The following is a 15,977-nucleotide window of genomic DNA, read 5'->3' as shown; positions in this document are numbered from 1 at the left end:
AGGAGGCGTGTTGCTAGATGAGCGACTTGGCAAACCGACTGAAACGTTTATCAAAAGACAAGCGATCCAACCTGTTGAACCAACTGCGTCAAAGCGTGGAGAGCGAGCCGAAACAAAAAGTGATATTGCAAAAACGGGAGTACGGGAGCTTCGTGCAGACTTCCAGCCAGCAGGAGCAACTCTGGTTCATTGATCAGATGGCGACCGACGGTAAGGCGCGCAACAATGTCGCTCTTTTGTTCCGATTCCGCAATCGGTTGGACAAAAACGTCATGCGCCTTGTGATTCAGGAGTTGGTGAGCCGCCACGAATCGTTGCGTACCGTCTTTGCCAACGAGAACGGCACGGCGATGCAGTTGATCAGATCGGAGGTGGAGTGGGAGTTCCCAGAACACGACCTGAGCATGCTCGATGATGCGGTGCGAGAAGAGCGGTACAAACAGATCGCCGTTGAGGAGTCGGCGCGTCCGTTCTCGTTTGAGATTGGTCCGCTGTTCCGGACGTCGTTGCTCAAGCTTCGCGAGGATGACTATGTGCTGCTCTGGGTGGCACATCACATCTTGTGGGACCCAGGTTCCACAGCGGTGTTCATTCGCGAGTTGATGGACCTGTACGGAGCGTTTGCGGCAGGGAGTCCGTCGCCATTGCCAGAATTGACCTTACAGTATGCCGACTATGCGCTGTGGCAACGCGACTACCTGCAGGGCGAGACGCTAAAGAAGCTAAAGACATTCTGGAAAAACAAGTTGAGCGGCATGGAAGTGACAGAGTTGCCGGCTGATTTCCCGCGTCCTGCTCAGATGACATTTGATGGCAAGCGAATCTATCATCAGGTGGAGGCCGAGGTGTTGCAGGCGATCAAAGAGCTAGACAAGAAAAAGGGAACAACGTTGTACATGACTTTGATGGCTGCGTTTAAAGTGCTGTTGAAGCATTACACGGGCAGTGAGGACATCGTGGTCGGCACGCCAAGCGAAAATCGCTCGACTCGCGAGTTGGAAGCGATGATCGGATTTTTCGTCAACATGCTCGTGATGCGCACCGACCTCTCCGGTGATCCGAATTTCTTGGAGGTGCTGGAGCGAGTGCGAGAGACGGCACTGGGGGTATTTACTCACCAAGACCTGCCTTTTGAAAAAGTGGTGGAGACGGTCAACATGCCGCGCGATCCCAGTCGCCATCCGTTGTTTCAAATCGAGTTCACCGTGCAAGCAATGGGTGGGGAAGTCGCTTCGTCGCTCAGCGGATTCAACATGGAGCATCAACTCGTGCATGACGGCGGTTCACGCTTTGACATCAGCATGATTGTACACGAGTCGCGGGAAGGGCTGACCTTGATCTGCGAGTACAATACCTCGCTGTATAGCCAACAGAGCATCGAACGTTTCTTGACGAGTTATGCACAGGTACTCAAAACGGTTGCACAATGTCCAGAACTGCCGATTTCGCAAGTGTCGGCACTCTCGGAGCAGGATTTCCGCTTGTTGACCGAAACCTGGAGTGGCGAGAGGGAGGCTGAGATCCCGGCGACGACCCTGCACGAACTGATCGAGCGGCAAGCTGTAGACCGTGCCGAGCAGCAAGCAGTCATTTTTGAGGGCTGTACGCTGAGCTATGGCGAGTTGAATCGCCGGGCCAATCGCCTGGCTCATCTGTTACTTGAAAAAAATGTGTGTGCAGAGGACAGAGTCGGGGTCTTCCTAGAGCGATCGCAGGATATGATCGTGGCGATCCTCGCCGTTTTGAAGGCGGGGGGTGCGTATGTGCCAATCGATCCGAGCTATCCGAAAGATCGGGTGAGGTTTATTCTTGACGACTCACAAGCGGTCTGCTTGATCACCGAGTCTGGCCTGATCTCTTCACTCGAACCTGTTGAGTTGGCGACTATCCGACTTGATCAAACTGCAGTGCTCGCAGAACAGCCGGAAACAGATCCGGTTTCGGATGTGCTACCGGAGCATCTGGCCTACGTCATCTACACCTCAGGAAGCACCGGAACTCCTAAAGGGGTCATGGTGGAGCATCGTTCAGCTGTCAACTTCACCCTGCAGACGATTGAGGAGTTTGAGATCACCGATGCAGACCGCATCTTGCAATTTGCTTCGCTGAGTTTTGATGTGTCTGTATTTGAGGTGTTCACCGCGCTAACTGCCGGAATTCCTCTGGTCGTTGCCAGCGCGCTTGACAGACGCTCGCCTGAAAATCTCACAGTGCTGATGCAAGGCACGAATGTCACAGTTGCGGAATTGCCGCCTGCCTTGCTTCCGTTGCTCGACGAAGCTGCACTGCCGCATCTGCGCCTAGTTTCGGTCGGGGGAGAGATGATACCGGGAGATCTGGTGGGTGTCTGGGCAACCGAGGTGCGCCGCTTTATCAACGGGTATGGGCCGAGTGAGGCGACGGTCGCCGTGATCTTAAATGATTGCAAAGGGGAGTGGAAGTCGACGCCACCGATCGGCCGTCCAATGGCAAACCATCGCGCTTATGTTGTAGATGCTCATCTGCAACCAGTTCCAATTGGCACGCCGGGCGAACTGTGCCTGTCGGGTGCAGGTCTTGCTCGCGGGTATCTCAATCATCCAGATCTCACCGAGCAGAGCTTTGTAGCCAATCCGTTCTCGACCGACCCGCAATACACCCGTCTCTATAAGACGGGCGACCTCGCGCGTTGGATGCCAGACGGCAAGTTGGAGATCCTCGGACGTGTTGATCGCCAGATTAAGATTCGCGGTTTCCGTGTGGAGTTGGGCGAGATCGAAACTGTCCTCAGCGAGCACCCGGATGTGAAGCAGGCGGTCATTGAGCCGCACGATGATCAAGAACGAGGTCGTCGCCTGATTGCCTACGTTGTGTTGAACAGCGGTGCGGTATTGGATATCAAATCCCTGCGCGAGTTCGTTGGTAGCCAACTGCCGACCTATATGGTACCGAGTGTGGTACTGGAGATCGATCATGTGCCGCTGACCAACAACGGCAAAGTGGATCGGAAGCGACTGCCAGTGCCCGATGAGTCCCAGATCGTTATCAGCGACGACTACATGGAGCCGACCAACGAGACGGAGCAACAGATCGCCGACCAGATCTTTGCACAGATGCTCGGCGTGGATCGGGTAGGCTTAAAAGACAACTTCTTTGACCTTGGCGGCAACTCCCTGCAGGCGATTCAAGTCGTCTCCCGCGTCCGCACGATGTTCCAAGTCGAACTGAGCCTCGTCGATTTCATCCAATCGGCGACCGTCGCAAATCTGGCAAATCTGGTGCTCAATAGCAAAGAAAACCAAGAGGCGGAACGATTCCGTCTGTTGGATTCGTTAGATGAGCTCGAATCGATGTCTGAGGAAGAGGCAGTTGCGTACCTTCAACAGATTGAGGAGGCAAACGCATGAGTGGAACCGAACTGGATGCACGGCTCGCCACGTTATCAGACACCAAACGTGCCTTGCTGGAGCGCTTGATGAAAGCCAAAGGCGAAGCGGCGGGTCCCGTCCCGATCCAGGTGATGCCGCGAGCGGTCCGCCGAGTGATCGAACCGGCGACAGCAGCTCAAGAGCGAGTGTTCCGCCTGTGTCAACAAAACTGGAACGACCCGGTTGCCAACGTGTCGTTCGCATTGCGCTTGAGGGGGAAACTGGATCGCGCGGCGTTTGTCAAAAGCATGCATGAGTTGGTCGAGCGTCACGAGGTGCTACGTACCGTCTTCCGGGAGGAAGACGGCCGTTTGCACCAATTGATCCGATCGGCGGCAAAGTCGAGGTTTGAAGTGCGGTGGGAAGATGTTCAAGAGTTGCCGCCCGACGAGCAGGAGCAATGCATTTTGGAGTGGGCGGAGCAAGAGGCTCTCCAGCCGTTCGACCTCGGAGCGGACTCTCTGTTCCGCGTGAAGGTTGTCTCTGTAGATGAGCAGGAGCACATCTGGTATTTGACCTTGCACCACATCGTCTTTGACGGGTGGTCGATCGGGGTGTTATTGGAGGAATTGGCCCAGCTCTACAGGGCCTTCACCGCCGGACAACCCTCGCCGCTTCCTCCGCTTGTCCTCCAGTTTGCAGACTATGCGGCGTGGCAAGAGAAATGGCGGAAGAGCGGTCATCGCACCAAGGTACTCGAAGAGTGGAAACAAACGTTTCGAGATGTCCCGTCCCTTGGACAGCCAGTCTATGGCTATTCCAGAAGCAGTTTGGAAATTGCGCTAGACTCAGGCCTGACGGAGCGGATCCGAAAATACAGCCAAGAGCAGCATTCCACGATCTATATGACTCTGTTGAGCGCCTATGTCGTAGCGTTGACCCGTTTGACCGATCAGCCAGAGGTGGTGATCGGAACGCCAGTGGCTGGCCGCACCCATAAGGAGTTCGAAAGACTGATCGGCATGTTCGTAAATATCGCTCCGATGCGCATTCAAGCAGAGATGAAAGTATCAGGCGAGATGTTGCAGAAGGTTCGCCTACTGACAGCCCAGGCGTTTGCCCGCCAGGACTTGCCGATCGATGATCTGCTGGCCGATCTGGCAGATGATCTGCCAAGCGGTGAGCCACCACTTTATCCTTATCTGTTCGTGCTACAAAATGCGCCGGCCAGCAACGAATCGTTCGTCGGTTTGGAGCTGTCGGTGGTGCGCAGAAAAAATGTGACGCAGGTGCTTCCTGTTCAAGAATTTTATAGTACGCCGGGGGCTGCCAAAGTCAACCTGAGCCTCGTGTTGAGCGAGAGGGCGAGTGGAATCGCAGGTCTCGTAGAGTACAATCGCGAGGTCCTGGACGAGTCGGCCGCACAGCGATTTGCCGCACTCTTCGAAGAGGTGCTACGATCTCTTTAGTTCACGAAGATAGGGTGTGTCCAGATGAAACAGTGTCGAGTGATAGGCAGCGGTGGAACGGAACTGCATGTGGTGGAGACTGGGAATCCGGACGGGCAGGCAATTGTTTTCATCCACGGTTTGGCCCAGAGCTGGCTGGCGTGGCGCAAGCAGTTGGAGTCATCCGACCTGCAGCGGCAGTATCGGCTGATTGCGTATGATCTTCGTGGGCACGGTCAGTCGGACAAGCCGGATGACGCATATGGGCCATCGCAGATCTGGGCTGATGACCTGCGCTTAGTGATGGAGGCTCTTCAGGTGAAGCGTCCGTTGCTGGTCGGATGGTCGTACGGGACGCGGGTTATCGGCGATTATCTGTCCGTCGTCGGGGATCAGAACATTGCCGGACTGTGTTTTGTCGGGTCGGTACCCGGTGCGGATGTTGTGGATGAGACGTGGGAGAGTTTGGAGCCCCGATTGTTTGAAGAGGCTGCGGAAGCTTTTATTAGCGGGACAGATGCACTGGTCAGGGCGCTGACGCATCAAGCGATGAGCCGAGAGGATCATGTTTATTTTCTTGGGTTTAACGCAATTGTTCCGCCACGAGTACGGCGTCAGTTGCTGGATCGTCCGGCTTTGGATGTGGATGGTCTACAGGTAACCAAGCCGATCATGATCCTGCATGGCCTCAATGACCGTCTGTCTCTGCAAGAGACTGCTCTGCGTGGGCAAATGCGGTTTGCCGGTGCAGAACTCTCGCTGTTTCCGAATTGCGGTCACAGCCCGTTTTGGGAGGACGCCGAACGATTCAACTGCGAATTGAGTGCCTTCGCACAACAGCTTAACAAAAGGCTGTAAAAAATTTCGTAGTGGATTAGGGAAATCATCCAATTCGCTATTGAATGCAGGTCGCAATAATCGTTCAGCCAAAAAAGTTCGCGCAGTTGCAGAATTCCTGAAGGATGAAAACGGCAGGGGCTTTGATCTCGACCAACTTACTATCAGCCTCGTCATGGTTTTAGTTAATAGAGACCCTCAAAGTAGAGGAAGGAAAGCACCTTGAGTGTTCCGAAAGCTACTTTTGAGGGTTCTTTGTTATGATGATCAATCAGCCAAAAGAGAAAAACCTTATCCGACTTCATACGGGGTTGTGAGGATACGGTCAGTTGGAAAAGGCGTCCGCCATTATCATGTCGAACCAGACAGACAAAACCATCAAAAGTGAATGACAGATGTATGTGCAGGCGGCAAGTGAGGGAACATGATCCAATGATTTCGGAAGGCTAAAGTAGCTTGCGATCTGGGCAATGTCTTGGTCTTGTATCTGTGGAGGATGCAACCAACGCATTCGAGGTTTGTCACCTGCTCAATCACCAAGAGTGCTACGAGTACAAGACTGATCCTACAGGTCGCGATCTGATCTTTGTTCTGAGGTATCCCTCCTACATAAAAACCACAATCTTTTCCTGTATAATTCTTTTGCTTCACGAAAGGAGGGATTGGTGTGCAAGTGTTGCTTATCGAGGATGAATCCCAAATGAGAAACATGATTCGTGTCTATCTAAACGCAAACGATATGGTTGTCACCGAAGCAGAAAACGGTCAGCAAGCGGTCGAAGTATTGCGACTCCAAACATTCGATGTGATCATTTTAGATTTGATGATGCCGGTGATGGATGGATTCAAGTTTCTTGAACACTATTCCAAAAGCACTCCAGTATTGGTCCTTTCTTCAAAAGCGCAGACAGAGGACAAACTGCGCGGGTTTGATCTGGGAATCGACGATTATCTGGTCAAGCCATTCGATTTGCGCGAATTGGTGGCGCGGATTCGCACGCTGACCCGTCGAGCTGAGAGTTCGGTGCAACCGGGTCAACTTGTGCCAGATCTCCAGTTGATGAAGGCGTCACATAGTCTCTTGGTCATGGGAAATCCTGTGCCCCTGACGCCAAAGGAGTTTGAAATTCTAGAACTTCTCTGTCGACGGTCGGAACGCGTGTATACGCGTGAGGAGCTGCTCGTTTCAATCTGGGGATATGATTTTGAAGGAGATGTACGTGTGGTCGATACGCATGTGAAAAACATCCGAGACAAGTGCAAAAAGGCAGGCCTGGCTTACAATCCCATCCTGACAGTATGGGGAGTTGGGTATCGGGCTGGGAGCAAGGGATGAGATGAAGAGGCGTAAAGTGCGGGGGAAGATTCTGCTGATCCTCTTGGTTTTGCTGGCTGTTGTGATCTTGTCATTAGCGATGACGGTAAGCCATCTATTCCAAACGATCTTTACATCACAGCGCCTGGAGGAACTGGAGCTGGATGTTTATCACTATGCGGACATGGCTGGGGCAGGCGGGGATTTCTCTAGGCTTTCAGCATTGGACTTGCCACCAGAGCGTCAACTGATAGCGATTGGTCAGGAGGGGCGGGTCCTGTTTCGAGGCGGATCTTCCTCGGATGATCTCGAGATGGGATGGCTGCCAGAAACGGAGAAAATCTTCGCGGGAACGGCAGTGACGGTGAAGGCAATCGATCCCCAGCTCAATGAACCAGTGCTTGTGACGGGTGTTCCAGTAGGCTCCCCGACTGACATGGCATTGTATTTGATTGAACCAGCTACAACAGGAGACAGACTCATTCAGAAAATGAACCAAGTTCTGTTGCTCGCAGTCTTCGGAGCTTTGTTGCTCGCAGGAGGCGGCTCTCTGATCGTTGCGGACCGCATGGCACAACCGTTGATTCGTATGGAGCGGATGGCAACCAAGTTGATGCGAGGAGATTTTACCGAGCGGGTGAAGGCCGGTGGGCGAGATGAGCTGGCGAGCCTTGGCAACACGCTGAACCGATTGGCTTCTCATTTGGATCAGGTGGAAGCGACGAGAGCGGAATTTCTGAGCAATGTTTCACATGATCTGCGGACGCCACTCAGCTATATTCAAGGTTACGCACAGATTCTGTCAGAAGGCTTGGCCCAATCAGAAGCAGACAGACAAACGTATGCGAACATCATCCGAGAGGAGGTCGGCCGACTGGGGCGAATGCTCGACGATCTGCTGGAGGTCGCGAAGTTTGAAGAATCCCAGTTTCGGCTGGAACCGATCCCCCTCGATATGGGGCACGTGATTGAAGAGATGGTGCACAGGTTGACACCTTTTGCCGAAGCGAAGAGGGTTGATCTCTCCTATGAGGGATCGATTGCTTTGCCACTCGTCTTGGCAGATCAGGCGCGGATGGAGCAACTGCTCATCAATTTGATTCAAAATGCGATTCACTACACCCAGGAGGGAGGTCGCGTCGTCATTCAAACACGCGATTCTGCCTCACAGGTGCTCGTGTCTGTCGTTGACAATGGACCAGGGATTCCGGCAGAAGACCTTCCGTACATCTGGGAACGTTTTTACAGAGGAGATAAGTCGCGGAACCGAACGCTGGGCGGAACGGGTATCGGTCTCTCGATCGTGAAAAGGATCGTCGAGGCACATCACGGTCAAGTTCAAGTGACCAGCGAGTTGGGAGTCGGAACTACCGTCTCTTTTGTGTTGCCGCGTATGGATGATTCACAGAAAGGGGGGCTCCCACGATGAATAGATGGATCTGGGTTCTTTCGATGATGCTGATTCTCGGAGGGGCTTCCTGCTTGGCGGTGTCGGCGAACGGCCCTTGGGGGTTTGCGCTGTTTGGATTCTTCTGTTGGGTATCGCCGTTGTTTCGAATTTTGTTGCTGGTGGCGGGCGTGTTGGTGATCGGTGGGATTGCCATTCGCGGCTTCTACAAAGCATCGGCACGCAAATCGCATTGTCCCCGCTGTCATGCAGTGCGGCTGCAAGAATGGAGTCTTTGTTACCGATGCGGTCATGAATTGTCGGCCGACAACCACAAAAAAATCACAAATCTTTGAGATACAGTAGGGGTACTTCAGCGGAGAGGAGCAAGCCGATGGAAGCAACCCCTACTTTTTTTATGGCGTTTCTTGCAGGTTTGTTGTCATTTGTTTCGCCTTGTTGTTTACCGTTGTATCCGTCGTACCTCTCATACATCACAGGTGTTTCCTTTGATGCGATGCAGGCGGAGAAACGGATGGTAAGGATGCGTGCCTTGAAACACTCTTTGTTTTTCGTGCTTGGTTTTTCAATTATTTTCGTGGCGCTCGGCATGTCTGCGAGTCTGCTCGGATCTCTGTTTGCCATCTACAAAAATGAGGTGCGGATCGTCGGCGGTGTGCTGGTGATCGTGATGGGGCTCTTTTTAGCAGGAGTGATCAAAGCCGATTTTTTGTACAAGCAGAAAAAGTGGAATCTGAGATCGAAGCCGGCGGGGTATTTCGGTTCGATGCTGGTGGGCGTCAGTTTTGCTGCAGGGTGGACGCCGTGTGTGGGGCCGATCTTAGCATCTGTGTTGGTGCTCGCATCGACAGAGCCTGCGAACGGACTCGCTTTGATGTTGGCGTATACGTTGGGGTTTGCACTACCGTTTTTGATGCTGGCCTATACGCTGGGATCAGTGCGTTGGATCATGCGGTATTCGGAGCTGATCTCCAAGATCGGCGGCTGGATGATGGTCGTGATGGGGCTGCTCTTGGTCACCAATTGGATCAGCAAATTGACAGCTTGGTTGATCGGGTTGTTTGGTGGGTTTGTCGGATTTTAGAGTCGAAACGTGGAGGTATCTGTGATGGTGAAGCTCATCCTGCTATTTACGGTGACGGCCTGCCCTACAGGGCGAAATATTGGAACTGTGTTACGAGAAGTTGTGGCCAACCATCCTGAGGTGGCGCTGGTGACCAAATATGTGGAGATCGATGTAGAGGAGACCAACCGATACAGAATCAAGCAAAACCCGACGGTGCTGTTTCTCGATGGGAACGGACAGGAGATCTGCCGTCTGACAGGCATGCAAGAAACGGAACAGGTGGAGGCGGCTCTACAACTGGTAAACAGTGGAAATGGAAATGTGCAGCGTGAGCAATATGAAGAGAATCAAGCCAAGGTGGAGTCGTATACGATTTATCTGTATCAGCATCAAGAACTGCTTCCTGTGCAGATCGAGTATGACAACCAAACAGGTATCGGAGCACCGCGGATCACAGCGGTACAGTTGATGCTCAAGGCACAACGATCCGGGTATGAGAATCCGTTTCCGCAGGGAACCAAACTGCTCCACGTGCATTTTCCTGCAGGTAAGGGGCGGATAGTTCTGCAAACGACTCATGAAGTGGATGTGGAGACGGAACAACGGATGCATAAGGCGCTTCAAGCAACCTTGTCACATTTTCAAGTAGCCGAAATTGAGTTGATCATCGAGGGTGCAAAAGAGGAGGTGCAATAGGATGAATCGTGTGATCAAGTGGGGGGGAGTGTTGGCGTGCCTTGCTTTGGTGATCGGAGTGACCCTGTGGTCCAAGCAGTCAGGAAATCAGGAGGTTGGCGCGTCCGATGTGGCGGGGGCGCAATCAATCAAGTCTGTTGAAGTGAATTCGGCTGCAAACCGACCCGTCAAGCCATTTCCTACATATCTTGCACCCGATTTTACCCTGACCGATCTGTCGGGAAACGAGGTGCAGTTGTCAACGCTAAGGGGGAAAAAGGTGTTTCTCAACTTCTGGGCGTCTTGGTGTCCACCCTGTAAAGCGGAGATGCCCGATCTGGTGAAAATGAGCGAAAAGTATAAGGGGAAAATCGAGTTCTACGGTGTCAATCTGACGTCAAACGATTCTGTCGAGAACGCCCAGAAGTTCGTAGAGGACTATCAAATCGGCTATCCTACTCTGATGGATCACAAGGGCAATGTATCGACTCAATATCGTACCTTTTCCATCCCCACTTCCTTTACGATCGATGAGAACGGTGTGGTTGTCCATCGCATTGAGGGGCAACTTAGCGAAAAGGCGATGGAAGAAATGTTTAGCAAATTAGCAAGGAGGTAAGTGGAATGGCGCTCTTACCTGACTTGATTCGCATCGGCCCTGCTGCCCTGTCCGCGAAATGGGTTGCGCTGATGATCTGTTTCCTTTTGGGAATCGCACTTGTGAAAAGAGGCCTGAGAGCTCGCTCGTTTGACGGAGAAAAACAGAGGGGGTGGTTGATTGAGGCCTCTTTCTTGGGATTTTTGCTATACCGCTTGATCACGGTTGGTTTCGATTGGCAAGATATATGGAACAATCCGCGCACGCTCCTGTTTTCGATTGGCCCCTCCTATGCGCTGTGGATCGCGATGACAGGAAGTGTGATCTATTTCATCTGGCGCGTTTATAAGGCGGGACTCTTCTCGTGGCGCTGGTGGGAGACCTGGATCTTGCCGTTTTCACTTACGGTTGTGCTGTATTCGCTGTTGATTGCCGACGTCGGTGGTGTTACAAATATGCCTTGGGGAGCATCCTTTGATGGGGTGTTCTACCATCCGCTGAACTTGTATCGAGCGATCGGCTGGGGGATCTCAGCGTGGTGGTTGTCCCGCTTTACAGGGCGGTCAGAAAATAAGATAGCTGCTGCACTCGTTTTGTGGTCATCCGCAGAGCTACTGATCTCTTGGTTTGGCTTTCAAAATACATAATGAGTAGTGCTGGTCTCATTTCAAAACGCTTGATCCGCAAAAAGCCCTGCCTTCTGCCAAGAAGCGGGCTTTTTGCGTTTCACATTTCTCAAAGGGATTAGGAAGCCAGTCGCTTTTCTTGGAGCAGCATATTGCGGAGGACGTTGATGTCGCTCAGAACAGAATGCTGTTCGATAATCCCCTGTTGATTGATCAGCACACCAAACGGAACTTTCGAGATCTCATAGGCTTCGACGATTTGCGGAGAGCGCAGGTAGAGAACGCTTTCCGGCAGCAGGGAGGTAATTGCTTCGTCGTTGCTCTGGTTGTCCTTGTTGATCATGATGAGATGCAAGTCGTAGGTCGAAAGGATGCTGCCGAGTTGGGGTAAGATGCTCTTGCAGGTCGGGCAATCGGTATTCACGAACATCAGCACGGTCTTTTTTTCTGCGACGAGTTGGGAGAGCACGACAGGGCGTTCCTGGTAGTCATGCTTGCGGAACGTCGGTGCTTTGTCACCGACCTCCAGCGTCCCAAATTCGATCCCGCGGAACCCGCGGATCTTGTTCATAAAGTTTCCGATGTATCGTGCGAGCAAGAAGATCAATCCGAATTGCAGGATGACGAGCACGAGGATCGCCACTACGAGCGCTTGATAGGTGGTTGTCATGAGTGAGAGACCTCCTTTAGAAGAGTTTGGTTTGCAGTCGATGTAGCTTTTCCTTGATCTTGTTTGCCTCACGGGACAGCATGAACAGCATCAAGGAGGCGATTGCGAGCAGGAATGTTGCGATCCGCTCCATCCAAGACAGGTCGATCGTCACGTCGAGGAAAAAAAGCAGTGCGCCTGAACCTAGCATCAGGATCACGTTGCGGACGATCAAGCCGACATGCAGGTCTTCGCTGTTCAAAAAACCGCCGCACCCGCAGTCGATGTTGCGGTGCCCGCGATACAGATTGACCGCGATCGCAGCGGTATAGGTCACAAACAGGGCGATGGAAAGGAACTGATTGTACCAAGTTGGCCCCTTTAGAAAGAGAGTCAGACTGACGATGAGCTCGCTACACACGAACATCACGTGAAAGGGGGCGACGAGCGGGTGAGGCAGGATGTCGTATGCTTTCATGGTTTGGAGGTGATGCTTCCAGTTGCGCAACTTGTCCACTGCGGTGGACAGGAACAGACAGGCGAAGAGCATGCTCAGATAATTGAGAAGAACATTCATGTCAGCACTTCCTCCTCTTGTTCGTAATGATCTGATTCTTGTTCTTGCGCTGTTTCTTGGGGATTGTTATACCACTTCGCTTGCGAGTTGTAGAGTTTTGCATACTCACCATCGAGCGTGAGCAATTGGGCGTGAGTACCCTGTTCGACGATCCGCCCGTTCTTCATGACCACGACTTCATCGGCAAGCGAAGCTGCACCCAGTCGGTGCGTGATGAAGAGAATCGATTGGTTGGTTGCCAGACGGAACAGGTTGTCGATGATCTCCACTTCTGATCGAGGGTCGAGTGCGGCTGTAGGTTCATCCAAGATGATCAGATCGCTGTTTCGGAACACAGTGCGGGCCAGCGCTACTTTTTGCCATTGACCGAGCGACAGTTCGTTACCGCCGTCAAACGAACGGCCAAGCAAAGATTCGTATTTTTCATCGAGGGAATCGAGATAGTCATGGATGTTTGTCTGGGCGGCAGCATGCTGGATGCCGACCAAATTGTCCACGTCCTCTACGCGCCCAAATCCGATGTTGTAGCGGGCTGAGAACTCGTATTTGGCATAATCTTGGAACAGCACAGCGATTCGATCTTGATAGGAACGACGGTCGACAACTTGCAACGGTTCGCCATTCACCTGAATCATCTGCGGTTCGGTATTGTACAAACCGGTGAGACATTTGATTAAAGTTGTTTTGCCCGAACCGTTCTCTCCGACGATGGCAATCTTTTTTCCTGCTGTAATGTGCAGATCGATGTCCTGGATGACTGCATGCTCTTGATTCGGGTAGCGAAAGCAGAGCTGGTCGACCACGATTGAGTCGATGCGTTGCACCTGAGCCTCTTGTTTCCCCACCACCTGTTCTTCCGCTTGGAGGAACTCTTTAAGGTCCTGAATGTTGAGGCTTTTCTCGTAAAGGCGCGAGATCGTGCTCGTACTATTGCTCAACCCTTTCTGCACATTCTCCATCGCCTGCAAGACGGCGATGAAATCTCCGACGCGGATGCGTCCCTGCATACCAAGCAGCAAAGTGATCACCCCGGATGCACTGTAAGCGATCAGCAGGAGAACCTCACCGATTGAGGACCAACGGACCTCTCGTTTCATCAGGTTCATCTGCTCACTCGCGTTGATCCGGAACAACTTCGCCCATTCTCCGATCAGGAAAGGGGCCAATCCGTACAACCGAACCTCTTTGAACGTGAATTTGTTGTTCAGAAGGTTGGATACGTACGATTCTCGGCGACCCATCGGGGTTAGGAAGCGAAGAAGTTGGTAGCGCATCCCTCCGAATTTCACATCGATCATCAGAATCGGAATGGTTGTAATCAGCAGGAGCACGATGAAGCTCCAATGGATGCTGAACAGATAGCCGATCAGGGAGAAGATGGTGATCAGACTGCTTCCCAGCGACAGTACTTCCTGCACGATGGACATAACATTTGAAGAACTATTGCTCACTCGCTGGTACTTGTCATAGAAAATCGGGTTCTCGAAGGTGAGGTAGGGCAGTCGATCCACTTTTTTTAAAAGAGTGTGCGTCATATAGAAGTTCACCAAGTTGTCCAGATGTTGATCGTTGATCTTAGCCACTTGCCCAATTAGGTAACCGACTCCGAAGAGCACTAATTGTCCCAAAAGAAGATACAGAGCAAATCGGATGTCGGTCTGATTCTGAATCACGGACACTACTTCATTCACCAACAAGTTCGTAAGCCAGATGCTGGTCAGTGGCAAGATCCCGAGCAGGACCCGAAAGGTGAGTGAAAGCATCAAACGCCACTTATGAACGCGCCATACAAGCGACATTGAATACAAGATCGAGGACAAGACTTCATGTAAGTGAAACAAAATCTTCCCTCCTTGTTCGAAATGTAATTACAAAGTTTTCTATATTTGACATTCTTCGAAATTTACAATATCATACTATTTATGAATGGTAAATTGCAAGTTTTAAATATATGGAGGTTATGTATTTGTTTAATTTACTGATATGGATAATGGTTGGTGCTCTGCTCTTCACAACCTGCCTCTTGTATGTCTGGTTAAGACAGCGTGTCAAGGAGAGCGCGAGCGCCGTCCAGAATACTGGCGGCCATGAAGCTTTGAGCGGTGGGGGTATGCAAGGACAGCCGGCGCCCGACTTTGTGCTCGCGGATGCCAGACAGAAGGCGTACGCGTTACGCGACGTTATCAAGGATGGCGTGGTATTGGTTTTCATCGACAAAATGTGTCCTCATTGCGATTCTCATTTGGAAATGTTCTTGGAGAGCTCCGCTCATCTTTCGAGCTTGGAGAAATACGTGATTCTGCGAGGAGATGATGCGAACTTGGCGAGAGAGATTGAACTGCTGTACGAGAGGAAGGTGACAGTTCTTCTGGGGGAGCAGGAGATTTTCGATGCGTATCAAATCCCGGCATATCCAAGCTTTGTTTATGTGAATCGAATGGGAAACATCGACATCATCACGCCAGTGACCGGCTGGGTGATTCAAGTCGCAATGATGAGAATGCAAGAGGCTGTGCAGCGAAGCGGCAAAGTAGGATGAACTATCTAACAGTTTGCAAGGGGCAAAATTCCAAAAACCGAGAGGAGTATGAAAGATGAAAAACTTCATGTCCAAGATCACAGGTTCTGTATCTCCAGAGGCAAGTTGCAATGCAACCTTTTACAAATGGTGTGGTACCAACAACTCCTGTATAACTCCAGCAAACGGCATGTCCGCAAAAGCAACTTGGGGCATCTGGCTCGACTCGAACGGTCAGGCTACGTGCGGCTCCGCACAATTCTGCAACTGCGGTTGCTAATCAAGCCATAAAAAAACTGTGCAGGCTACCCAGCCCGGCAGCCTGCACTTCGAACTATCGCACATCCAGCATCAACCAAGGGCTTCTTGTGAACTGTTAGATAGTTGATTCAATTTTACGCTCAAGCGGCAGGAAAATGCAAGAAACAGCGCCCGAAGTGATCGCTGCACATGGGCGCGCGTGCAAGCGACTGTAGAGTAAAGGACGTATCTCGACCAATAATTAGGCTAGACCCCGCTTAGGAGGCTAGCCTTTCCCGTTCATTCAGTCTCACTCAATCGATCGAACATGGAGATCGTATCGATCAAATGATTGTTAAAAATCTGGCGAGCGACCGCCAAGAGCTCGATGATCATCGGATCGCGAAGCGAATAGGTGACTCGATTCCCATCCTTCGTCCCGTACACGATGTTTTTGTTCCGCAAAATGGCGAGTTGCTGAGAAACTGCAGAACCTTCGCTTCCGCTTAACGTCTGCAACTCGTTGACGTTTTTGTCTCCCTCAGACAGCAATTCTAAAATTCGAATTCGCAAAGGATGCCCCAATGCTTTAAAAAAGTCTGCTTTGAATTGTTGCAATTCAAGGTTCAACGAAAAATCCCCCATTCTTGTAATGAAAACAGCGCAGGCTGCT

Annotated in this window: 15 protein-coding genes; 11 read left to right on the top strand and 4 right to left on the bottom strand. The window is 51.7% G+C overall.

The window, feature by feature from the left end; genetic code table 11:
• The first annotated feature begins 17 nt into the window (after nucleotides 1–17).
• From ACFSOY_RS08560 to ACFSOY_RS08515, 10 genes are all read left to right on the top strand, one after another.
• Nucleotides 18–3,386 (top strand): non-ribosomal peptide synthetase, encoded by a 3,369-nt coding sequence (locus ACFSOY_RS08560; RefSeq protein ID WP_386045671.1) that lies wholly within the window; start codon nucleotides 18–20, stop codon nucleotides 3,384–3,386.
• The gene (locus ACFSOY_RS08555; RefSeq protein WP_386045669.1) at nucleotides 3,383–4,816 is read left to right on the top strand and encodes a condensation domain-containing protein; all 1,434 of its coding nucleotides are present in this window, start codon (nucleotides 3,383–3,385) and stop codon (nucleotides 4,814–4,816) included. The genes ACFSOY_RS08560 and ACFSOY_RS08555 overlap by 4 nt, the downstream gene beginning before the upstream one ends.
• Nucleotides 4,817–4,840: 24 nt before the next feature.
• Complete coding sequence (locus ACFSOY_RS08550) at nucleotides 4,841–5,653, top strand: alpha/beta fold hydrolase (RefSeq protein ID WP_386045667.1); 813 nt, start codon at nucleotides 4,841–4,843, stop codon at nucleotides 5,651–5,653.
• Nucleotides 5,654–6,299: 646 nt separating this feature from the next.
• Entirely contained in the window at nucleotides 6,300–6,968 is a 669-nt protein-coding gene (locus tag ACFSOY_RS08545) for a response regulator transcription factor (RefSeq protein ID WP_386045665.1), read from the top strand.
• A gap of 1 nt (nucleotide 6,969) precedes the next feature.
• A complete protein-coding gene (locus ACFSOY_RS08540; protein ID WP_386045663.1) occupies nucleotides 6,970–8,376 on the top strand; it encodes a sensor histidine kinase in 1,407 nt (468 codons plus the stop codon).
• Nucleotides 8,373–8,690 carry a hypothetical protein gene (locus ACFSOY_RS08535; protein WP_386045661.1) on the top strand — a complete coding sequence of 106 codons (318 nt, stop codon included), beginning with the start codon at nucleotides 8,373–8,375 and terminating at the stop codon, nucleotides 8,688–8,690. The genes ACFSOY_RS08540 and ACFSOY_RS08535 overlap by 4 nt, the downstream gene beginning before the upstream one ends.
• A 38-nt stretch (nucleotides 8,691–8,728) precedes the next feature.
• Nucleotides 8,729–9,439 carry a cytochrome c biogenesis CcdA family protein gene (locus ACFSOY_RS08530; RefSeq protein ID WP_386045659.1) on the top strand — a complete coding sequence of 237 codons (711 nt, stop codon included), beginning with the start codon at nucleotides 8,729–8,731 and terminating at the stop codon, nucleotides 9,437–9,439.
• Nucleotides 9,440–9,463: 24 nt separating this feature from the next.
• Nucleotides 9,464–10,117, top strand: a complete 654-nt coding sequence (locus ACFSOY_RS08525) for a GerMN domain-containing protein (RefSeq protein ID WP_386045657.1) — start codon at nucleotides 9,464–9,466, stop codon at nucleotides 10,115–10,117.
• 1 nt (nucleotide 10,118) lies between these two features.
• Nucleotides 10,119–10,715, top strand: a complete 597-nt coding sequence (locus tag ACFSOY_RS08520) for a TlpA family protein disulfide reductase (protein WP_386045655.1) — start codon at nucleotides 10,119–10,121, stop codon at nucleotides 10,713–10,715.
• A 5-nt stretch (nucleotides 10,716–10,720) separates the two neighbouring features.
• Nucleotides 10,721–11,341: a hypothetical protein gene (locus ACFSOY_RS08515; protein ID WP_386045653.1), complete on the top strand. Its 621-nt coding sequence runs from the start codon at nucleotides 10,721–10,723 to the stop codon at nucleotides 11,339–11,341.
• A 97-nt stretch (nucleotides 11,342–11,438) separates the two neighbouring features.
• On the opposite strand, the gene ACFSOY_RS08510 is transcribed toward ACFSOY_RS08515, so the two are convergent.
• Genes ACFSOY_RS08510 through ACFSOY_RS08500 form a run of 3 tightly spaced genes read right to left on the bottom strand, consistent with a single transcriptional unit; the run spans nucleotide 11,439 to nucleotide 14,309 of the window.
• Entirely contained in the window at nucleotides 11,439–11,990 is a 552-nt protein-coding gene (locus ACFSOY_RS08510) for a redoxin domain-containing protein (protein ID WP_386045652.1), read from the bottom strand.
• Nucleotides 11,991–12,006: 16 nt separating this feature from the next.
• Complete coding sequence (locus tag ACFSOY_RS08505) at nucleotides 12,007–12,546, bottom strand: MauE/DoxX family redox-associated membrane protein (protein WP_386045650.1); 540 nt, start codon at nucleotides 12,544–12,546, stop codon at nucleotides 12,007–12,009.
• A complete protein-coding gene (locus tag ACFSOY_RS08500) occupies nucleotides 12,543–14,309 on the bottom strand; it encodes an ABC transporter ATP-binding protein (RefSeq protein ID WP_386045648.1) in 1,767 nt (588 codons plus the stop codon). Before ACFSOY_RS08500 ends, ACFSOY_RS08505 begins: the two co-directional genes overlap by 4 nt.
• Nucleotides 14,310–14,512: 203 nt before the next feature.
• Here ACFSOY_RS08500 and ACFSOY_RS08495 point away from each other — a divergent pair, with 203 nt between their 5' ends.
• Complete coding sequence (locus ACFSOY_RS08495) at nucleotides 14,513–15,085, top strand: peroxiredoxin family protein (RefSeq protein WP_386045646.1); 573 nt, start codon at nucleotides 14,513–14,515, stop codon at nucleotides 15,083–15,085.
• 519 nt (nucleotides 15,086–15,604) lie between these two features.
• On the opposite strand, the gene ACFSOY_RS08490 is transcribed toward ACFSOY_RS08495, so the two are convergent.
• Complete coding sequence (locus ACFSOY_RS08490) at nucleotides 15,605–15,934, bottom strand: ArsR/SmtB family transcription factor (RefSeq protein WP_386045645.1); 330 nt, start codon at nucleotides 15,932–15,934, stop codon at nucleotides 15,605–15,607.
• Nucleotides 15,935–15,977 lie beyond the last annotated feature (43 nt).

Origin of the sequence: Tumebacillus lipolyticus, assembly GCF_042682745.1 — a bacterium.
GTDB lineage: Bacteria > Bacillota > Bacilli > Tumebacillales > Tumebacillaceae > Tumebacillus_A > Tumebacillus_A lipolyticus.
Note: the sequence above shows the minus strand (reverse complement) of the source record. Positions and strands in the feature narration are given on the sequence as shown.

Excerpts from the sequence above, each read along its gene's own strand:
- ACFSOY_RS08560 (WP_386045671.1), top strand. The coding sequence starts at position 18 with ATGAGCGACTTGGCAAACCGACTGAAACGTTTATCAAAAGACAAGCGA.
- ACFSOY_RS08555 (WP_386045669.1), top strand. The coding sequence starts at position 3,383 with ATGAGTGGAACCGAACTGGATGCACGGCTCGCCACGTTATCAGACACC.
- ACFSOY_RS08550 (WP_386045667.1), top strand. The coding sequence starts at position 4,841 with ATGAAACAGTGTCGAGTGATAGGCAGCGGTGGAACGGAACTGCATGTG.
- ACFSOY_RS08540 (WP_386045663.1), top strand. The coding sequence starts at position 6,970 with ATGAAGAGGCGTAAAGTGCGGGGGAAGATTCTGCTGATCCTCTTGGTT.
- ACFSOY_RS08535 (WP_386045661.1), top strand. The coding sequence starts at position 8,373 with ATGAATAGATGGATCTGGGTTCTTTCGATGATGCTGATTCTCGGAGGG.
- ACFSOY_RS08530 (WP_386045659.1), top strand. The coding sequence starts at position 8,729 with ATGGAAGCAACCCCTACTTTTTTTATGGCGTTTCTTGCAGGTTTGTTG.
- ACFSOY_RS08525 (WP_386045657.1), top strand. The coding sequence starts at position 9,464 with ATGGTGAAGCTCATCCTGCTATTTACGGTGACGGCCTGCCCTACAGGG.
- ACFSOY_RS08520 (WP_386045655.1), top strand. The coding sequence starts at position 10,119 with ATGAATCGTGTGATCAAGTGGGGGGGAGTGTTGGCGTGCCTTGCTTTG.
- ACFSOY_RS08515 (WP_386045653.1), top strand. The coding sequence starts at position 10,721 with ATGGCGCTCTTACCTGACTTGATTCGCATCGGCCCTGCTGCCCTGTCC.
- ACFSOY_RS08510 (WP_386045652.1), bottom strand. The coding sequence starts at position 11,990 with ATGACAACCACCTATCAAGCGCTCGTAGTGGCGATCCTCGTGCTCGTC.
- ACFSOY_RS08505 (WP_386045650.1), bottom strand. The coding sequence starts at position 12,546 with ATGAATGTTCTTCTCAATTATCTGAGCATGCTCTTCGCCTGTCTGTTC.
- ACFSOY_RS08500 (WP_386045648.1), bottom strand. The coding sequence starts at position 14,309 with ATGCTTTCACTCACCTTTCGGGTCCTGCTCGGGATCTTGCCACTGACC.